We start from the raw sequence: 19,053 nt of genomic DNA, 5'->3' as shown, positions 1-19,053 counted from the left end.
GGAAATATATGAGAAATTGTTTATTTGTAGTGTTGTTGGCCGGTTTGATAAGTGCTTGTACCTCTTCCGGTAAACCGGATAACATTGTGGTTACATTTGATGTTAAGAATCCTACAGCTACCGAAGTTGTGTTGGTGTATCATAGAACGATAAATTCAGTTCCTCTGAATGAGCAGGGATATGGAGCGGATACAATTTCCGGTGTAAATGCTTTATATGCTAATTTGTTCTATGGCCAGAACGAACGGAAAATATATTTGGAAAAAGGAGATCGTGTACACATTACTTTTGATGGCAATGATTATGTCGGAACGTTTAAGTTTGAAGGTGAAAAGGCACCAGTAATTGATTATCTGAATACTGTTACACTCACGTCGTTGCCGGATGAAACGTATGCTCTTCCTCTGAATGAGTATATGCAGAAAGTAGAGCAGAAAGAACAGGAAGCATATAAATTGCTGAATGTTCGCGGACTGGATGACATTGGTAATTTTAACAAAATGGAGGCGGCGCGTATTCATTATTCTTATGGAACAGGAGTAGTCATGTATCCGATGGGACATATTATGATGACGCAAGATAGTACTTATCGCCCGGATGAGGCTTATTACGATACTCTCCGGAAGTATATGGTGGAAGATGAGGATTGGCTGGATATGGATGAGTACCGTGACTTTGTTGTGGAACTGTCTCATATACTTGATACTCCTAATCGGGAAGTTACCGACTATTATCCGAAAACCGTTGCTCAAATGCGATACATTGCAGATAATTTCAAGAATGAAAGAGTCAAAGAAGTGTTGCTGAACAGTCTGGCTGCGGAATATGTAGAAAGGTTTGGTATTAAGAATATTACAGATTTGGAAAATATTTATCATACTTATGTGAAGGATACTGTGCTTTTGGCAGATTATCAGGATAAATATGAGAAATGGAATTTGTCTTCTCCCGGTAAGCCTTCTCCGGATTTTCAGGCGGTTGATATAAATGGAAAGTCTTATTCTCTAGCTGATTTTAAAGGAAAGTATCTTTATATAGACTTGTGGGCTACTTGGTGTGGTCCATGTCAGAGGGAATTACCTTTCCTAAAAAAGTTGGAGTCAAAGTTTGAGGGGAAGAATATTACTTTTTTGAGTCTTTCGATAGATCATGATAAGGCAAAGTGGGAGGCAAAAGTAAAAAGTGGAGATTTGTCCGGTGTTCAGTTGCTTATCGGTCGTGGAAGCTCTTTCCAAAGAGCATACAATATTGAGGGAATTCCCCGTTTCTTGCTTTTGGATAAGGAAGGAAAGATTATAAACAATGATATGTTACGTCCTTCATCAGATGATACAGAGCGTATATTGAATACTTTGGAAGGCATTTAAGCTCATCTGCGCTCGGCTGGATAATCTTGTATGAAAATGTTTAGAAATACTTAACAATATATGTATAGTTAATTATTAATTTGAAATTTACTGGTTATGAGAAAGATTTGGTTATTGATGCTGATGGTATGTACGGTGATGTGTACATTTACAGCATGTTCATCGGACGATGAAGGTGATTCAACTCCACAGCTTCCTGTCAGCGGTGTGAACATTCCAATTTCGGCTGCGGTCGGCAGTGAGGTTATTATCAGAGGTTCTGGATTTACGGCTTCAGGCGTTAATCTGTATTTGGAGAACGCCTCCAAAGAACGGACAAAGATGGATGCTGCTTTTTCTAATTCGGGAGTCACGTTTACAGTTCCCATGACGTTGGTGTCAGGAGTTTATAATGTGATATTGACACAAAGCGGAAACGAGTGGACACTTGGTTCTATCACTTTGACGGATGCGGACAGTCCGATTACGAGTCCTTCGTTGTCCAATGAAGAGGTAAGTCCAGGAAGCGAAGTGACGCTTGGAGGTAGCGGATATGCGGACGGCGATAAGATTGTGTTGAAAGCAGAAGGAGCAGAAGCTATTGAAATTTCCGAAGTTACGGTTACTGCTGATGGATTGACATTCACTTTGCCGACTGACTGTCCCGAAGGAGAATATACCGTAAATCTGGTTCGTGGAGCCAATTCTTGGAAATTGGAGAATGTTGTGCTGAAGGTGCAAAAGGCTATGAGAGTAAAATCCATTAATATGGATATGGGAGAAATGGGCTTTTTACTTCTTAAATTAGGATATGATGTGGAAGGACGTTTGGTCAGCGCTACGACAGATGATATGCTTTTAAACCGTGAGTTTAAGTATGAAGAAAATACGATAACGGCAATTAGTTTGGATGATACGAAGGAAAATTTAGTTTACACATTGCAAGACGGTAAAATAGTAAAAGCTACCGCTGCCGATAAGTATGATGAAACGGAAGAATTTAATACTTGGAGCTATGAAGGTGATTATTTGTCTTCTGTTACAAATCCTGGAGATTTCTATGAAGGTATGAATCTGACATTTGCGTATAATGCGGACGGTAACTTGGAAAATTTTGTTGGTGATATACACTATAACTATGGAGAGGCTTCTCTATCGGTAATTCCCAATACAATAGATCCTGCTATTGCAATTCATTTGTTTAACTTGATTATGAGTAAAGAAGATGCCGCTTTGGCATTCTTGTTGAACAAGACGGGAAAGGTATCCAAGAAAGTACCTGTTTCAGTGGTATTACCTATTATGGATTGGGATACGGGAGAGACAACTGAGCAGACTATTGATATGAATGTGACGATGAACAACAATGTTTTGTCCATCGATTGTGGACCGGAAGCTCTGATGAATGCTTATATTCCTAAAGTAGAGATTACTTATGAAAAATAGCTATAGATAAAGAATTCATACTATAACAAGTAGGAGAGGAGGTGTGTGCAAGAACACATCTCCTTTTCTTCTTATAAAAACGTCTATATAGATTTCACTAAGTAGAATAAAAATTGTATTTTTGCGACAACTTTTTTAAAATAACCGGTTATGGATACCATTCAGATAAAAGACAAACAGTTTACCGTTTCTATTAAGGAACAGGATATTCAGAAAGAAGTGATTCGTGTAGCGAACGAAATCAATCGCGATTTGGCAGGTAAGAATCCGCTTTTCCTTAGTGTGTTGAACGGTTCTTTTATGTTTACCGCCGACCTATTGAAGCATATTACGATTCCTTGTGAGATCTCATTCGTGAAGCTGGCTTCTTATCAGGGAGTAACTTCCACAGGAGTTATCAAAGAGGTAATCGGCTTGAATGAAGACATTGCCGGACGTACGGTTGTCATTGTAGAAGATATTGTGGATACGGGGCTCACCATGCAACGTCTGCTGGATACATTAGGTACACGCAATCCGCAGGAAATTCACATCGCTTCTCTGCTGGTGAAGCCGGAGAAGTTGAAGGTAGACCTCAACATCGAGTATGTAGCGATGGAGATACCGAATGACTTTATCGTGGGATACGGTCTGGACTATGACGGCTTCGGACGTAACTATCCCGACATTTATACAGTAGTAGACTAAATTCAAATACAAATTAATTTTTAGGTAAAAAAGATGTTGAACATTGTAATTTTCGGTGCTCCGGGTTCCGGCAAAGGGACGCAGAGCGAACGTATTGTAGAAAAGTATGGAATCAATCACATCTCAACCGGAGATGTATTGCGTGCTGAAATCAAGAACGGCACAGAACTAGGTAAAACGGCTAAAGGTTATATCGATCAAGGCCAATTGATTCCCGACGAATTGATGATTGATATTCTGGCAAGCGTATTTGATAGCTTTAAAGATAGCAAAGGTGTAATTTTCGATGGTTTCCCAAGAACAATTGCACAGGCGGAAGCATTAAAGAAAATGTTGGCGGAAAGAGGACAGGATGTTTCTGTAATGCTCGATTTGGATGTTCCAGAGGATGAACTGATGGTACGTCTTATCAAACGCGGTAAGGACTCCGGCCGTGCTGACGACAATGAAGAGACGATCAAGAAACGTCTGCACGTATATCACTCGCAGACTGCTCCGTTGATTGACTGGTACAAGAACGAAAAGAAATACCAACACATCAACGGTCTGGGCACTATGGAAGGTATCTTTGCGGATATCTGTGAAGCGGTGGACGGACTGTAGTCTTCTTTAAATATAAATCACTAACCAATTAATCATTAACCAACGTGGCTGAATCGAATTTTGTTGATTACGTAAAGATATACTGTCGCTCGGGTAAGGGCGGAAGAGGCTCTACGCACATGAGGCGCGAGAAATATTGTCCTAACGGAGGTCCCGATGGGGGCGATGGCGGAAGAGGAGGCCATATCATCTTGCGCGGCAACCGTAATTACTGGACTTTGCTACACTTGAAGTTTGACCGTCATGCGATGGCAGGTCATGGAGAGTCGGGAAGTAAAGGACGTAGTTTCGGCAAAGACGGCGAGGATAAGGTAATTGAAGTACCTTGCGGAACGGTTGTTTACAATGCCGAAACCGGAGAGTACATTTGTGATGTGACTGAAGACGGGCAGGAAGTGATTCTGCTTAAAGGTGGTCGCGGCGGTCAAGGTAACTGGCATTTCAAGACGGCAACCCGCCAGGCTCCGCGTTTTGCGCAGCCGGGAGAACCGATGCAGGAAATGACTGTTATCATGGAGCTGAAACTACTTGCCGACGTTGGTCTGGTAGGATTCCCGAATGCGGGAAAGTCTACCTTGCTTTCTTCCATTTCGGCTGCCAAACCGAAGATTGCCGATTATCCGTTTACGACACTCGAACCGAATCTGGGTATCGTTTCCTATCATGATGGGAAATCTTTTGTAATGGCGGACATTCCTGGAATTATCGAGGGAGCCAGTCAAGGTAAAGGTTTGGGACTCCGTTTCCTGCGTCATATCGAACGCAACTCCTTGTTGTTGTTTATGGTTCCGGCGGACAGTGATGATATCCGTAAAGAATATGATATCTTGCTGAACGAACTGCGTACATTCAATCCTGAAATGCTGGACAAACAACGGGTGTTGGCAATTACCAAGAGCGATATGCTCGATCAGGAACTGATGGACGAAATCGAGCCTACATTGCCCGAAGGCATACCGCACGTATTCATCTCTTCTGTTTCCGGTTTGGGAATCTCGGTGTTGAAAGACATCCTTTGGGAAGAACTGAATAAGGAGAGTAACAAGATAGAGGCGATTGTCCACCGTCCGAAAGACGTGACCCGCTTGCAACAGGAACTCAAAGACATGGGCGAGGATGAAGACATCGTTTATGAATATGAGGAAGATGCGGATGATGACGAGGACATCGACTATGAGTACGAAGAAGAAGATTGGGAAGAAAAATGATTTCACTCACAGAAGATAAAAGAATGTTGGGATGTGAGTCGCTAAGCTCATATTCCAACATTTCTCATTTTGTAACTACCCGGTGGGGAGGGTACAGTGAAGGGGCTTATGCGTCTTTCAACTGTTCGCATTACAGTGGGGACGAACCGGAACGGGTGTGGCTTAACAGAAAGCTACTTTTGGAAGCATTGCCACAGTCTCTTGTTGAGCTGGTAGTCCCTGTGCAAACACATGGTACGGAGATTTTGCATATTGAGGACACTTTTACCGGATTATCTCCGGAACAGAAAGAAAAATCGTTGTATGGAATCGATGCGCTGATAACTTCCGAACCCGGATATTGCATCTGTATTTCTACGGCGGACTGTGTGCCTGTCTTGATGTATGACCGCACTCATCAAGCCATTGCGGCGGTGCATGCCGGATGGCGGGGAACAGTGGCACATATCCTTCGCGGTACTTTAGAGAAAATGCACTGTATTTTCGGAACGGAAGGTAAGGATGTTATAGCCTGCATAGGTCCGAGTATCTCATTGGAGTCTTTTGAAGTGGGTGAAGAAGTATACGAAGCATTCAAAGAACAAGATTTTGATATGCTCCGTATTTCGACGTGGAACGGGCAAACCGGAAAACATCATTTGGATTTGTGGGAGGCTAACCGGATACAGTTATTATCGTTTGGCGTTCCCGACAGTCAGATAGAACTGTCCGGTATCTGCACTTATACCCATTGTGACGAGTTCTTCTCCGCCCGTCGTTTAGGGATTCGTTCCGGACGTATTTTGTCCGGAATCATGTTGACCTCTTCCGGCGGTTAGGGGCGTGGCATACCGATCATAGAATGGAAAGACTGGATATCGGTCTCTGTCAATCCATATTGGATAGCTGTGGCATACAATTCCTCGCTGGTGGGTGATGTCTTGAAAAATTTCCGGTTATAATAATCCTGTTTGATATACGACATGAAATAATAGAAAACTGCTCGCGGTTCAATCATAACTGCGGCATTCAGATATTCTTCTATTTTGTCGATTACCGGGCGGAGAGTGACAAACGGTTTTTTTCCTCGTAACAATGAAACTGCTGCCAGAAAGAATGGTTCGGGATTATCAAAGTTATCTTCCATCGCTTTTTCGAATGAGGCAGATGCCTTTTCGTACATCTTCAGCCTCAGGTAGCAGATGCCGATAGACAGATTCAGGTCCTGGCTGTCCGGATTCTCTGCCAATGTTTTCTTGTATGAGTCTGCGTACTTGCTGATTTGCGGCAGAGGCATATCTGCAATGTTCGTAAAAGAGGTGATGATAACCGGGCTTTGACAGTACTCGCAGTTATTCTGCCGGGTAGATACGGGAGCTCCGCAATTGGGGCATGAAAGTGATATTATTTCCATGATTATTGTTTTATCTATAATGTTATTCTGTGATTTATCCTCGCGACAGATTGCGCAACAGCGTTATTTCATCTATTGCATTTGAAGCGAATCGTTTCATTTTACGGTCAATCATATTCAAATCCGAATCAGGTACTTCTTCCATCTCAGCAACAATCTTTTCGCAATTTTCCAGCATATTGCTTAGCTGTTTGACTGCCATATCATTACGGAAGATGGAAGGAGTGAGGTGATTTATCTTTGTAATGAGTGTTCCGAGAACCTTGTATCCGTCCCATTGTGAAAGGTCTGTATCTTTATCAATCCCTTGTTGCAAATACTTGGAAGCTAATTGGTTCATCTTTTCGGTGTAGAACCGGATACTTCTCATCTGTTGCGTCTGCTCTTCCGTCTTTTCGTGATAGCTATTATCGGTCCGAGTGACTATTGAGCCTACGATTATAAATAACAAGAATATGATACTATGAACCGCGATATATACTTTGTATGAGAGTATAGCGGTCAGAAGCAATGAGTAAGCTATCATCCAACCACTACCGAATATGATATAGTAGATTGCACCGACGCTGATAATGCTGTAAAATGCTCCTGAAATATTCTTGCTCTCTTTTTGTAGCAGACTCAAAAAGCCGAATAAAAAGCCTTCCAGTAGTAACGTATATATCATATTGGTGTAGAACAAAGCTCCGGCATTTTCCGGGCGGAATAAAAGGAATAATACTAACGTTATGATACCCGTCAAGATGGGAATAAGAATATTGGATACAAAAGATATTCTGGAATTTGCCATATCCTGATTTTATTAAGGGTGATTATAAAATGGGTGGAGGAGGGGGAACTGCGCTGAATAATGATTGCAGTTCGGTACTTTCGCCTGCTTTAGTCCATTGCGGCATTCCGTTTTTCCATACGTAAGTATCACGTGTAAGCGTTCCGTTCTGTGCCATTTGTTGTAATGTGGGGAGATCGTAAGGTCCTTGTTGTACGTTATTGACCAGAACATGATACGTTACAGGCATAGGTGGTGGAGGCGGAGTTGCGGCAGAAGACGGCTGTTGGCTGGTCATCACTCCGGCAATGTTACCCATCTGAGTTCCGAATGCCCCTCCGATACCTACTCCCATACCTAGCCCCATACCGGCGCCCATCATTTGCCCGCTTCCTCCTTCATTACCGGCAGCGGTCTCCATGACATCAAACTGACGTTCTTCCTGGAAAGTATATTGTTCGATGTTGCGTCGTTGCGCACGTCCTTGCGCTTCAAATATTTCTGCAGCGGCATTGGCTTGTGCTTCGAGTACTTTTTGGACATTCGGATGGCCTTCATCATAATTGATACTGGCCAGATTAAAGTTTTCCAGACTGATGCCATACCTCGCAAATTCACTCTTCAGACAGTTTTGTAAGTATTGTGCCATTTGCGGAGAGTAAGCCGGCAAGTCTACTACGGAGATTCTTTCCTGTTTGACGAACTGTCCGAAACTGGCGTTTAATTGCTGCAAAACGACAGACTTAAATTGCTCTATGATACTTTCCGTGTCGAATGTATGAAGTGTACCGACCAATTCGCCTAATAACATTGAAGCGTCCACGACTCGGATACCGTATTCACCGAAAGCTCGTACGGGAATGGGGATACTGTAAAGCGGGTCGCATACAGGAACAGCGTTGATTGTTCCGAATTTGAGATTACGACGTACGGTTTTGCTGACGAAATAGACTTCTGCTGTAAAAGGAGTTCTGCCTCCAAAGGGTAGATTAATTAATTTTTGGAGAACCGGAATATTATTGGTTGATAGCGTATGTGTACCTTCGCCAAAAATATCACATACCGCACCACCACGCAAGAATATTGCTTCCTGACTGTGATTGACAATCAATTGTGTGCCAATGGAAAGATTATCGTACGGGAACTTCCATACAATGTCTTCTGCTTCTCCATTGAATGAAATACGATCGATAAATCCTTTTCGTTCTTCCCCCTGACCGTCGTATGTCCGGCCGTCTGTTCGTTGTTTATTAAAGAATCCCATATATGAATTTAGGTATTAGTTTATGGATAATCAATGCCGTATTCTATTCCCCGACATGTCTTGAATAAACGGATGTAGATTTTGTATAGTCCTTTTACAAGACCATACTTTTTCAATGCGAGGATGGCGTATTCAGAGCAGGTCGGTTTATAAAGGCATTTTCTTCTTGTTTCTTCGGGTGCATAGCGTTGATATAACTTAACTATGCCTATGAGTATTTGTTTTCCGGTGGAAATGAAACATAATAAGTTGCCCGGAATATAATAAATAAGAAAAGTACCCCTCCATAAAGATAGCGCATATGATAGAGAACTTACCAGAATTTCAACTCCGATCAGAATGCCCAATACTTTGCTCCATTTAAGTTTCGGGCGTTCCAACGGACGAAAGAGGCAGTATTCTCTCGCTTCTTTTTGCTCTTTAGAGAGCAGGCACTTTTCTGTCACTCACTTATCTATTAAAACATCTCAGGCTTTCTTCTCTCTAAGTTTAGCCTTCATGCCTTGAATAGCCCTTTCTGTATAATCGTTCTGTTCCATAGAGCAGTAGAACTTGTCACCCGGAACAGTCAGTGCAAAGCGGTTGCTGTCCACGTTGATAAGTATATTTTTCTTTTGTTTCGGGTCGTATTGTGGCGTTTCTTCTGTGTCTGATGAAGTAGAGAAGTTAGTGATGTCTTTGTAGAAATATTCTTCTGTCGCTTCTTTTTTGCCGTCTTCATCCATATTGAATGTGTACTGGTATAAATATACCTGATTGGCACTGAAGAATAACCAGGAAACCTGATAGGCTGAGCTGCGGTAAATATTGTCTTTGCCTAAGCGTGCATATGCTTTCTTTCCAAACACCCATCCTTCGAAATGGACCGGCTCGATCTCGTTTACTTCGCTTTCATCCAAACCGATCTTGTTTAGCGCTTTTTGTTTGAAGTCCATGCTGTTCAATACATTGCGTACCATCGCATCATATTCTTCATCTTTCATTCTTTTAGAGAAACAGCCGTCATCATTACAGAAATAACGGATTACTTTTTTCTGATTCTCATTTCTTCCTTTAATACGTTGTTTCACGTAATCATTGTCGTTGTTCCCCAAAAACTTATAAGCAACATAGGCAACGATAAGCAGTACAATAATAACTCCAATCATAATATGTTTATTTTATATAAGATTAATAATGAATGCAAATATAGACGAGTAAATGATATGGAGATTTGAAAATCTGTCGAAAGAACTGACAGGTAGCGTCAATAAATTGCTACGTTTTTAATTTGCATCGGAATAAAATAGGTTCTTCTTTTTCTAATTCGCATTCCTTCACCACTTTAACGATGAGATAGCTATTGGATGTGCCGGGAGAGGATGTTTCAGACCGGTTGCTATAAGCATAAGAGATGAAATCGAATTGCAGCACTTCAGATATGGTGACTAGTAGGTCGATGTCGATACTCTTCCGGTTGAATATGTCATAAACTGTGGTGCGGGTTTTGTGAATTGCTTCTGCAAAATCAGCTATGGATAAGTTACTTTCCGATAACTTTAGTTTAATAAGCTTCCCTATATGCACATCCTTTTTCATCTTATATTCATTTAAGATTAATCGTATATCCGGTTCTCCTCAGATGGATTACTTAAAAAAGAGGCCTTATGGAAAAGGACATAAAAAGCGTGGAGAACTTCATTGTGCCACCAATATCAAGGCATCGCCAAACGCCCTACAGAAAGTAAACACACTCCCCTCCACGCCTGAATTATAGGAATGTGACAAGACGCCACGAGCCTACAAAACAAAGCGAGAACGTCGTATTGTTTTATCCTTTCTGTTAAAAAATTGGCGATCTTTTGATATTTAGGATAAAAGCATAAACGCTTTCTCTTTTTAACATGTAAAAAGCTGCGATATAGAATCTCTATTCTTCACAGCTTTGCAAAGTTACTAAAAAAAAGAAACAATACGATTCTAGAGAGGAGTTTTTGGGTGGAATATAGATAATAACCACAGGATCGGTGTTATATATTGAGGCGAAATATCTATTTTTGTACTGCCAAAAACTATTATCGATTGAATATGTATACTATTTCCATTTCTCAAGAGATTAAAGAGGCTTGTCCGGTATTTGCCGGAGCAGCTGTATATGCAAAAGTTAGAAACACAACTTATAGTGAAGGGCTCTGGCGTGAAATTAATGCCTTCACCGAACAGTTGACTTCCACAACGCAGATGGAAGACATCAAACGGCAGCCTGTGATTGCAGCCACTCGTGAGGCATATAAGCGTTGTGGTAAGGATCCCGGACGCTATCGCCCGTCGGCAGAGGCTTTGCGCCGTCGTTTGATGCGTGGGATTCCTTTATATCAGATTGATACGTTGGTAGATCTCATAAATCTCGTTTCTCTCCGTACGGGGCATTCTATCGGAGGGTTCGATGCGGATAAGATACAGGGCACGTGCCTTGAACTGGGTATCGGCAAGGCGGGAGAGCCCTTTGAGGGAATCGGACGCGGTGTGCTGAATATCGAAGGATTGCCTGTGTATCGTGATTCTTTCGGAGGGATAGGAACACCGACCAGTGACCATGAGCGTACGAAAATGGATATCAATACTACCCATATTCTTGCTATTGTCAACGGTTATAATGGCAAAGAAGGTTTGAAAGAAGCTGCCGGAATGATTCAATCGTTGTTGAGAGACTATGCGGAATCGGACGGGGGCGAACTTCTATTCTTTGAATAATCCGCTTTGCCTGTATTACCCTTTCGTTGACTTACGGTATTCACGTGGTGACATTCCCATCATCTTGCTGAATAGCCGTGAGAAATAATAGGTATCTTCTATACCTATCTTATAGCATATCTGATTTATTTTCATGTCGGTTGTGTCCAGCAGCAGACAGGCCTGTTGTATCTTTAGCAGATTAAAGTAGGTGAGTGGACTGTGTCCCGTTTTCTTTTTGAACAACAAGGAGAAATGGGAAGGAGAGTATCCAATTTGGTCGGCTATATCTTGCAAGGTGAGATGTCTCTCCATGTTTTCTTTCATATAATGAATAGCCAGTTCGCTTACATTTTCATCTTCTGCTGCATCATTGTTTGCAGCTGCATTGCGAAATTGTTGTATATATCGCAATGTTCCCAAATAAAAATGAAACATAGAGAATGCATAACGCAGGTTCTCATTACTATAACCATTCTTCAAAGTATTGAATATCTCTTCAAATAAATTGATTCGTGTACTGATGCGTGAATGCGATTCAGGTTGGATATCCATTGGGCGGCTTGCCTCTTGAGCGTAAAAGGGAGCGAGAATACCTTTAAAGTGTATCCAGTAAATAGTCCATGGACACGATTTGTCGGAAGCATAGGCATGAGGAATTCCCGCAGGAAGGATAAAATACTGGTTGGCGGATACCGTATATTCCTGTTCGCCGATGCGGTACCATCCGGCTCCGTCTATACAATAGATAAATACATATTGGTTAATGGGCTCTTTCCGTTCTCGGAAATGATGTTTGGCTTTCGGATAATATCCGATGTCGGTGATGTGTAGCATAGAGGTCAGAGGGTCCTCTTCCATCTTGTCAACGATCATGCGGGGAAGCACTAAGGCTCTTTCCCCGGTAAATCCATCTTTTAATTTTACCATATTCTCATAGTATATGATTCGACTGTTCTGCGCAAATATATAACAATGTATCTTATCTATCAAATAAACTGCAAAAAATAAGATTGTCCATCTTTATCGAATGAAATTCTATTTTTTATGCTCTTGACATGCTCTATCTTTGCAGTATCAATTAATCAATCTTCTAATGGTATGAAAAGTTATAATAAAAAGTTTGTCTATTTTATATGTTTAGTCTCTGCAATGGGCGGACTTCTCTTCGGCTACGACTGGGTAGTGATAGGGGGAGCGAAACCTTTCTACGAACTCTATTTTGATATTGCTGATATACCTGCCATGCAAGGGCTTGCTATGAGCGTCGCTTTGCTCGGTTGTTTGATTGGCGCTATGGTGGCGGGTATGATGGCAGACCGTTATGGACGTAAGCCTCTTTTGATAATTTCTGCTTTCATATTCTTGTCTTCCGCTTACGCTACCGGAGCATTTTCGATATTTAGCTGGTTTTTGGCAGCCCGTTTCTTGGGCGGTATCGGAATAGGAATTGCTTCAGGACTTTCTCCCATGTATATTGCCGAAGTAGCTCCTACGTCAATTAGGGGAAAGCTTGTCTCACTGAACCAATTAACAATTGTACTCGGTATCCTTGGCGCTCAAATCACTAACTGGCTGATTGCAGAACCTATTCCTGCAGACTTTTCTCCTATGGATATTTGTGCTTCATGGAACGGGCAGATGGGATGGCGATGGATGTTTTGGGCGGCTGCCTTCCCTGCTGCGATATTCTTGTTGTTGGCATGCTTCATTCCCGAAAGTCCCCGCTGGCTGGCGATGAAAGGAAAAGAAGAGAAAGCATGGAATGTGCTTAGTAAAATAGGCGGTGACGATTATGCCGACCAGGAACTTCGTCTGGTGGAAGAAACCGGTTCTTCGAAGTCGGAAGGGGGATTGCGGTTATTGTTCAGTCGTCCGTTCCGCAAAGTCCTTGTTCTTGGTATTATTGTGGCGGTGTTCCAGCAGTGGTGCGGTACGAATGTAATCTTCAATTATGCGCAGGAGATATTCCAGTCTGCAGGATATTCGTTGGGAGATGTTCTCTTTAATATTGTGGTAACAGGTGTGGCGAATGTAATCTTTACTTTTGTGGCTATCTATACGGTTGAACGTTTGGGACGCCGTGTCTTGATGCTGTTGGGAGCCGGAGGGTTGGCAGGCATTTATCTCATTCTTGGCACTTGCTATTTCTTCGAAGTCAGCGGATTCTTTATGGTGGTACTCGTCGTTTTGGCTATCGCTTGCTATGCGATGTCTCTAGGACCTATCACTTGGGTGTTGCTTGCTGAAATCTTCCCGAACCGGGTGCGTGCCGTTGCGATGGCAACCTGTACGTTTGCTTTGTGGGTCGGTAGTTTCACGCTGACATACACTTTCCCGTTACTGAATAATTTATTGGGAAGCAGTGGTACATTCTGGATTTATGCAGCCATTTGTGCTGTCGGCTATCTGTTCTTCTTCCGTGCATTGCCCGAAACGAAAGGCAAATCACTGGAAGCATTGGAAAAGGATTTAATCAAATAAAAAAATAACAGGTTGGCAAATTAACAAGTAAGTAAATAGGTATTGGATAACATCATCAATCAGGCAGGGAGAATGTAAAATCTCCCTGTCCCTGACCCTCTTTGTCTCTTGATCTCTTTGTCAACGAATAAAAAAACAAATTTATAATCAATAATACGATGGTAAAAGCATGGAAAGAAAAAGTGGTTATTCCTACTTATGAAGTAGGCAAACCAGAGAAGAATCCAATCTTCTTGGAGAAGCGTGTGTATCAAGGTAGCAGCGGGGTCGTATATCCTTATCCTGTGATTGAATCGATGTCCGATGAGAAAGTGGATAAGGAATACAATGCTATTTTTATCGAAAACGAATACATCAAAGTGATGATTCTACCTGAGCTGGGCGGACGTGTACAGATGGCATATGATAAAATCAGGGAACGTCATTTCATTTATTATAATCATGTGATAAAGCCGGCTTTAGTAGGGCTTGCGGGACCGTGGATTTCAGGTGGCATTGAGTTTAACTGGCCTCAACATCACCGCCCTAGCACCTACATGCCCGTAGATACGACTATTGAAGAAAATGCCGACGGAAGTGTCACGGTATGGGTGAATGAAATGGAACGTATGTTCCACCAGAAAGGAATGGCAGGTTTTACGCTTCGTCCGGGACATGCTTTTCTCGAAATCAAGGGGGTGCTTTACAACCGTACCGAAGTTCCGCAGACTTTCCTGTGGTGGGCAAACCCTGCCGTAGCAGTAAACGATTACTATCAGAGCGTATTCCCGCCCGATATCAATGCCGTGTTCGATCATGGAAAGCGTGCTGTATCCAGTTTCCCCATCGCAACGGGTACTTACTACAAGATGGACTATTCTGCCGGAGTAGATATCTCGAACTATAAGAATATCAAGGTTCCTACTTCCTATATGGCCGTCAACTCCCGTTTTAACTTCGAGGGCGGATATGAGAACGATACCCGTGCCGGCATGCTTCATGTAGCCAACCACCACATTTCTCCGGGCAAGAAACAGTGGACTTGGGGAAATGGTGATTTCGGCCGCGCATGGGACCGCAACCTGACAGACGAAGACGGGCCGTACATTGAACTGATGGCAGGCGTATATACCGAAAATCAACCGGACTTTACCTGGCTCCAACCTTACGAAGAAAAGAGTTTTGTTCAATATTTCCTGCCTTATCGGGAATTGGGAGTGGTGAAGAATGCCAGCAAGGATTTGTTGATGAATATTGAACCGGAAGGAGAGGACAGCGTACGTTTCAAGATATTTGCTACTTCACGCCAGACGGTAAACGTCGTCTTGAAAGGTGAAGACGGGAAAATATATTATGGCAAGGAAGTGACTATCACCCCGGAAGAACTACTGGATGAAACAGTAAATGTGAAAGGTGAGAAACTCGATAAACTGATTCTTGAAATCACAGCAAACGGAAAGGAATTACTTTATTGGCATGCAGAACCGGAAGAAGTGAAACCTATTCCCGACGCTGCTGAAGCAGCCTTGCTCCCGGAAGAAATAAAGACCACCGAGCAGCTTTATCTGACCGGCTTGCATTTGGAACAGTATAGACACGCCACATACAATCCCGTAGAGTACTACGAAGAAGCATTGCGTCGTGACCCGATTGATGTGCGCAATAACAATGCACTCGGTCTGTGGTATATCCGTAAAGGTCGTTTCCATAAAGCGGAGCAATATCTGCTTACAGCCGTAAAGACCTTACAGAAACGCAACCCCAACCCATACGACGGAGAACCGATTTATAATCTCGGTCTTGCCCTGAAATACCAGGGACGCTACAATGAGGCTTACGACCGTTTCTATAAATCTTGTTGGAATGCCGCCTGGCAGGATGCCGGATACTTTGCCTGCGCGCAGATTTCTATCCTGCAGAATCGTTTGGAGGATGCACTGGACGAAATAGACCGCTCGCTTATCCGCAACTGGCATAATCATAAAGCCCGTGCTCTGAAAACTGCTATTCTCCGCCGGATGGACAAAACCGAAGAAGCCCTGCAACTGATTGAAGATTCATTGGCTATTGATAAATTCAACTTTGGCTGTCGTTATGAGAAGTATCTGATTACGAACGTAGCCGACGAACTGGCTGTCATGAAAGAGATGATGCGTGGCGAACCTCACAACTATGATGAAATAGCTCTCGACTACTGTGCCGCAGGTTGCTGGCAGGAAGCTGCTTCCTTATGGAATATAGCTATTGCCGAGGGTATTGTTACTCCGATGACTTACTATTACTTGGGTTGGTGCCTGCATCAGGGAGGACTGCCCGGAGTGAAACAAGCATTTGACGATGCAGTCAAGGCATGTCCCGATTACTGTTTTCCCAACCGGTTGGAAGCAATTCTTGCCTTGCAATGTGCCATGGAACAAAATCCGAACGATGCGAGAGCTCCTTACTATTTGGGCAATCTTTACTACGACAAGCGCCAGTACGACTTGTCTATGGAGGCATGGGAAACTTCCGCAAGACTGGACGATAGCTTCCCGACTGTATGGCGTAACCTGGCTCTGGCATTCTTCAATAAGAAAAATGAGGAGGCAAAAGCCATCGAGTGTATGGAACGTGCTTTCCGCCTTGACTCAACCGACGCACGTATCTTGATGGAACTCGACCAACTTTACAAACGTGTCCGTCGTTCACACAAAGAACGTCTTGCTTTCCTACAACAATATCCTGATTTGATTAAGCAGCGTGATGACCTGATACTGGAAGAAATCACCTTGTTGAATCAGACAGGAGAGTACGAAAAGGCGAAAACGGTATTGGATGCACATAACTTCCACCCCTGGGAGGGCGGTGAAGGAAAAGTGCCTGCCCAGTATCAACTGGCTCGTGTGGAATTGGCAAAGAAAGCATTAGCTGCCGGTGATAATAAAAAAGCAATATCATTATTGGAAGAATGCCTGGAATATCCGCATCATCTTGGTGAAGGCAAATTGTATGGTGCACAGGAAAATGATTTTTACTACTTCCTAGGCTGTGCCTACGAAGGATTGGGGCAACATGACAAGGCTACGGAGTGTTGGGAACAGGCAATCATCGGGCCTACCGAACCGGCTGCTGCTATGTACTACAACGATGCGAAACCCGATAAAATATTCTATCAAGGTTTGGCATTATTGAAACTCGGGCGTATGGATGAGGCTAACGGCCGCTTTCATAAATTGACCTCTTATGGCGAAAAACACTTGTTTGACAAGATTAAAATGGATTATTTTGCAGTGTCGCTACCCGACTTGTTGATTTGGGAGGATGACTTGACGATAAGGAACGTAATTCACTGCAAATATATGATGGCATTAGGATATTGGGGACTGGACCAGAAGGAGAAATCCGTCCGGTTATTAAGTGAGGTAGAAAGATTGGATATTAATCATCAGGGGATTCAGGCTTTCCGGAGCCTGATAGGATAGGACAACTTAGTGGCGATGTTTTATTGTAAACATCGTCACAAGCTCCTTTTTATATAAACCTTAAATAACAATGACATGAGAAATATTAAAAACAGTTTAATCATGAAAATCACAGGCTTTATTGCAATTAGCTTTTCCGTTGTGTGCAGTATGGCTGCATGTTCGGACGACCCGGTAGCAGTCGCTAACCCCGAACCTGCTGTTACAGTGGTGAAAGTACCTAACGGAAATTTTGAAGAAGACGCTGCCGAAACAGCTTCTCCTAAAGGTTGGACAGTAAGCGGGGATTATTCTGCTGCAAAAGTGGTGCAAGGGGGATGTGAAGGCAACTATGCTTTACATTATGGAGCAACTGCGTCATATACGGTATCCACCCGTCAGACTGTCAACGGTTTGGAAGATGGTATTTATGACCTTGAGTTCTATTATAAGAGCTCCGGAGGGCAAATATCCTGTTATGTGGCGGCCGGCACTGATACTAAGAAAATGACTTCATTACAAGCATCTCCCTCTACCTGGGTTCGCTCCTATGTGCGTGGAATAAAAGTAGAAGGCGGTAAATGTGATATTGAAATCCACAGCGAATCGGCTGAAGGAAACTGGAGTCGCTTTGACGGACTGCGTTTGAAGAAAACAGAGAAGGAGTATAATCTGCTGAAAGGCGGTGATATCTCACAACTGACTTACGTAGAGCAGATGGGTGGCAAATTCTATGAAAACGGAGAAGAAAAGGACTGCATCGAAATATTGAAGAATAATGGTTTCAACATTGTCCGTCTCCGTCTGTACAATGACCCGGGAAATCCGGACTATTCTCCTTCCAACCGTTTGCCCGCAGGCATTTCAGGACCGGAAGATATTTTGAGGCTGGCAAAAAGAGCCAAACAGGCCGGCATGCAGATACAGTTGACTTTCCATTATAGTGATTACTGGACAAATGGAGAAGACCAGAACAAACCGCATGAATGGGAAGGGCTCGATTTTGAAGGACTTAAAAAAGCACTCTACAATTTTACCTTTGATTTCATGAATAAGATGAAAGCACAGGGGACGACTCCCGAATTTGTCTCGTTGGGTAATGAAGTACAAGCCGGCATGTTATATCCGGATGGAAGTTGTGACAATTTTGCGCAGCTTTCCGAACTATTCAATACTGGTTATGATGCGGTGAAAGCTGTATCACCGGATTCAAAGGTCATTATTCACTCGGCAGGTGCCGGAGATAAAGACTTGTATAACTGGTATTATGGTGAACTGAAAAAAAGAAATACGAAATATGATATAATCGGTACTTCTTATTATCCTTTCTGGACGAAAAATACGGCAGCACAAATGCGTGAATGGGCGGATTATATCACAGCCAAATTTGATAAGGATATTTTGATTATGGAAACAGGATATAGCTGGGACAAGACTTTGCCTGACAAGACTCCGGGACAGTTGTCGGACAACGGGCCGTATTTGGATTTTTCTCCGCTTGGACAGAAAAACTTCATGCTTGAACAAATTAAAGAAATAAAGCAAGCGAAAGACTGCCGCATACTTGGTTTTCTTTATTGGGACCCTATCTTTATCGAAGTGGAAGGCATGGGATGGGAACTGGGTGCCAAGAATTATGTAAGCAATACCACCTTGTTTGGTTATGAAGGAAATAGATTGGAAGTATTGGATGCATTCAAATATAACAATTAAAAGGAAGAT

General features: G+C 42.8%; 17 protein-coding genes. 10 read left to right on the top strand and 7 right to left on the bottom strand.

Features of this window, described 5'->3' with window-relative positions; all coding sequences use genetic code 11:
* Positions 1–8: 8 nt before the first annotated feature.
* From H8S63_RS11215 to pgeF, 6 genes are all read left to right on the top strand, one after another.
* A complete protein-coding gene (locus H8S63_RS11215; protein WP_186926817.1) occupies positions 9–1,367 on the top strand; it encodes a TlpA disulfide reductase family protein in 1,359 nt (452 codons plus the stop codon).
* Positions 1,368–1,463: 96 nt separating this feature from the next.
* Positions 1,464–2,792 (top strand): hypothetical protein, encoded by a 1,329-nt coding sequence (locus tag H8S63_RS11210; RefSeq protein WP_186926816.1) that lies wholly within the window; start codon positions 1,464–1,466, stop codon positions 2,790–2,792.
* A gap of 150 nt (positions 2,793–2,942) precedes the next feature.
* Complete coding sequence (gene hpt / locus H8S63_RS11205; protein ID WP_007757958.1) at positions 2,943–3,479, top strand: hypoxanthine phosphoribosyltransferase; 537 nt, start codon at positions 2,943–2,945, stop codon at positions 3,477–3,479.
* A gap of 33 nt (positions 3,480–3,512) precedes the next feature.
* Positions 3,513–4,082 (top strand): adenylate kinase, encoded by a 570-nt coding sequence (locus tag H8S63_RS11200; RefSeq protein ID WP_007757959.1) that lies wholly within the window; start codon positions 3,513–3,515, stop codon positions 4,080–4,082.
* Between the two features lie 44 nt (positions 4,083–4,126).
* A complete protein-coding gene (gene obgE, locus H8S63_RS11195) occupies positions 4,127–5,290 on the top strand; it encodes a GTPase ObgE (protein ID WP_022275467.1) in 1,164 nt (387 codons plus the stop codon).
* The gene (gene pgeF, locus H8S63_RS11190; RefSeq protein WP_186926815.1) at positions 5,287–6,108 is read left to right on the top strand and encodes a peptidoglycan editing factor PgeF; all 822 of its coding nucleotides are present in this window, start codon (positions 5,287–5,289) and stop codon (positions 6,106–6,108) included. Before obgE ends, pgeF begins: the two co-directional genes overlap by 4 nt.
* Here the strand turns inward: pgeF and H8S63_RS11185 are convergent.
* From H8S63_RS11185 to H8S63_RS11160, 6 genes are all read right to left on the bottom strand, one after another.
* Positions 6,105–6,683, bottom strand: a complete 579-nt coding sequence (locus H8S63_RS11185; RefSeq protein WP_022275465.1) for a zinc ribbon domain-containing protein — start codon at positions 6,681–6,683, stop codon at positions 6,105–6,107. The two genes, pgeF and H8S63_RS11185, sit on opposite strands and share 4 nt — an antisense overlap.
* 34 nt (positions 6,684–6,717) lie before the next feature.
* Positions 6,718–7,473: a hypothetical protein gene (locus H8S63_RS11180; protein WP_007757963.1), complete on the bottom strand. Its 756-nt coding sequence runs from the start codon at positions 7,471–7,473 to the stop codon at positions 6,718–6,720.
* Between the two features lie 22 nt (positions 7,474–7,495).
* On the bottom strand, positions 7,496–8,716 hold the full coding sequence (locus tag H8S63_RS11175; RefSeq protein WP_186926814.1) for an SPFH domain-containing protein: 1,221 nt from the start codon (positions 8,714–8,716) through the stop codon (positions 7,496–7,498).
* Positions 8,717–8,736: 20 nt separating this feature from the next.
* A complete protein-coding gene (yidD, locus tag H8S63_RS11170) occupies positions 8,737–9,162 on the bottom strand; it encodes a membrane protein insertion efficiency factor YidD (protein ID WP_007757966.1) in 426 nt (141 codons plus the stop codon).
* A gap of 21 nt (positions 9,163–9,183) precedes the next feature.
* Positions 9,184–9,864, bottom strand: coding sequence for a hypothetical protein (locus H8S63_RS11165; RefSeq protein ID WP_007757967.1), 681 nt, complete (start codon positions 9,862–9,864; stop codon positions 9,184–9,186).
* Positions 9,865–9,973: 109 nt separating this feature from the next.
* Entirely contained in the window at positions 9,974–10,294 is a 321-nt protein-coding gene (locus H8S63_RS11160) for a helix-turn-helix transcriptional regulator (RefSeq protein WP_007757968.1), read from the bottom strand.
* A gap of 489 nt (positions 10,295–10,783) precedes the next feature.
* Between H8S63_RS11160 and H8S63_RS11155 the strand changes: the two genes are divergently transcribed.
* Positions 10,784–11,449 (top strand): B3/4 domain-containing protein, encoded by a 666-nt coding sequence (locus H8S63_RS11155; RefSeq protein WP_007757971.1) that lies wholly within the window; start codon positions 10,784–10,786, stop codon positions 11,447–11,449.
* Between the two features lie 15 nt (positions 11,450–11,464).
* Here H8S63_RS11155 and H8S63_RS11150 read toward each other — a convergent pair whose 3' ends face one another.
* Entirely contained in the window at positions 11,465–12,358 is an 894-nt protein-coding gene (locus H8S63_RS11150) for an AraC family transcriptional regulator (protein WP_186926813.1), read from the bottom strand.
* A 171-nt stretch (positions 12,359–12,529) separates the two neighbouring features.
* Here H8S63_RS11150 and H8S63_RS11145 point away from each other — a divergent pair, with 171 nt between their 5' ends.
* The 3 genes from H8S63_RS11145 to H8S63_RS11135 all read left to right on the top strand — a co-directional run bounded on the left by H8S63_RS11145 (position 12,530) and on the right by H8S63_RS11135 (position 19,044).
* A complete protein-coding gene (locus H8S63_RS11145) occupies positions 12,530–13,912 on the top strand; it encodes a sugar porter family MFS transporter (RefSeq protein WP_186926812.1) in 1,383 nt (460 codons plus the stop codon).
* A 158-nt stretch (positions 13,913–14,070) separates the two neighbouring features.
* The gene (locus H8S63_RS11140; RefSeq protein WP_186926811.1) at positions 14,071–17,352 is read left to right on the top strand and encodes a DUF5107 domain-containing protein; all 3,282 of its coding nucleotides are present in this window, start codon (positions 14,071–14,073) and stop codon (positions 17,350–17,352) included.
* Positions 17,353–17,427: 75 nt separating this feature from the next.
* The gene (locus tag H8S63_RS11135) at positions 17,428–19,044 is read left to right on the top strand and encodes a glycosyl hydrolase 53 family protein (RefSeq protein ID WP_186926810.1); all 1,617 of its coding nucleotides are present in this window, start codon (positions 17,428–17,430) and stop codon (positions 19,042–19,044) included.
* Positions 19,045–19,053 lie beyond the last annotated feature (9 nt).

It is taken from the genome of Bacteroides sp. NSJ-39, assembly GCF_014287315.1.
Taxonomy (GTDB): domain Bacteria; phylum Bacteroidota; class Bacteroidia; order Bacteroidales; family Bacteroidaceae; genus Bacteroides; species Bacteroides finegoldii.
Note: the sequence above shows the minus strand (reverse complement) of the source record. Positions and strands in the feature narration are given on the sequence as shown.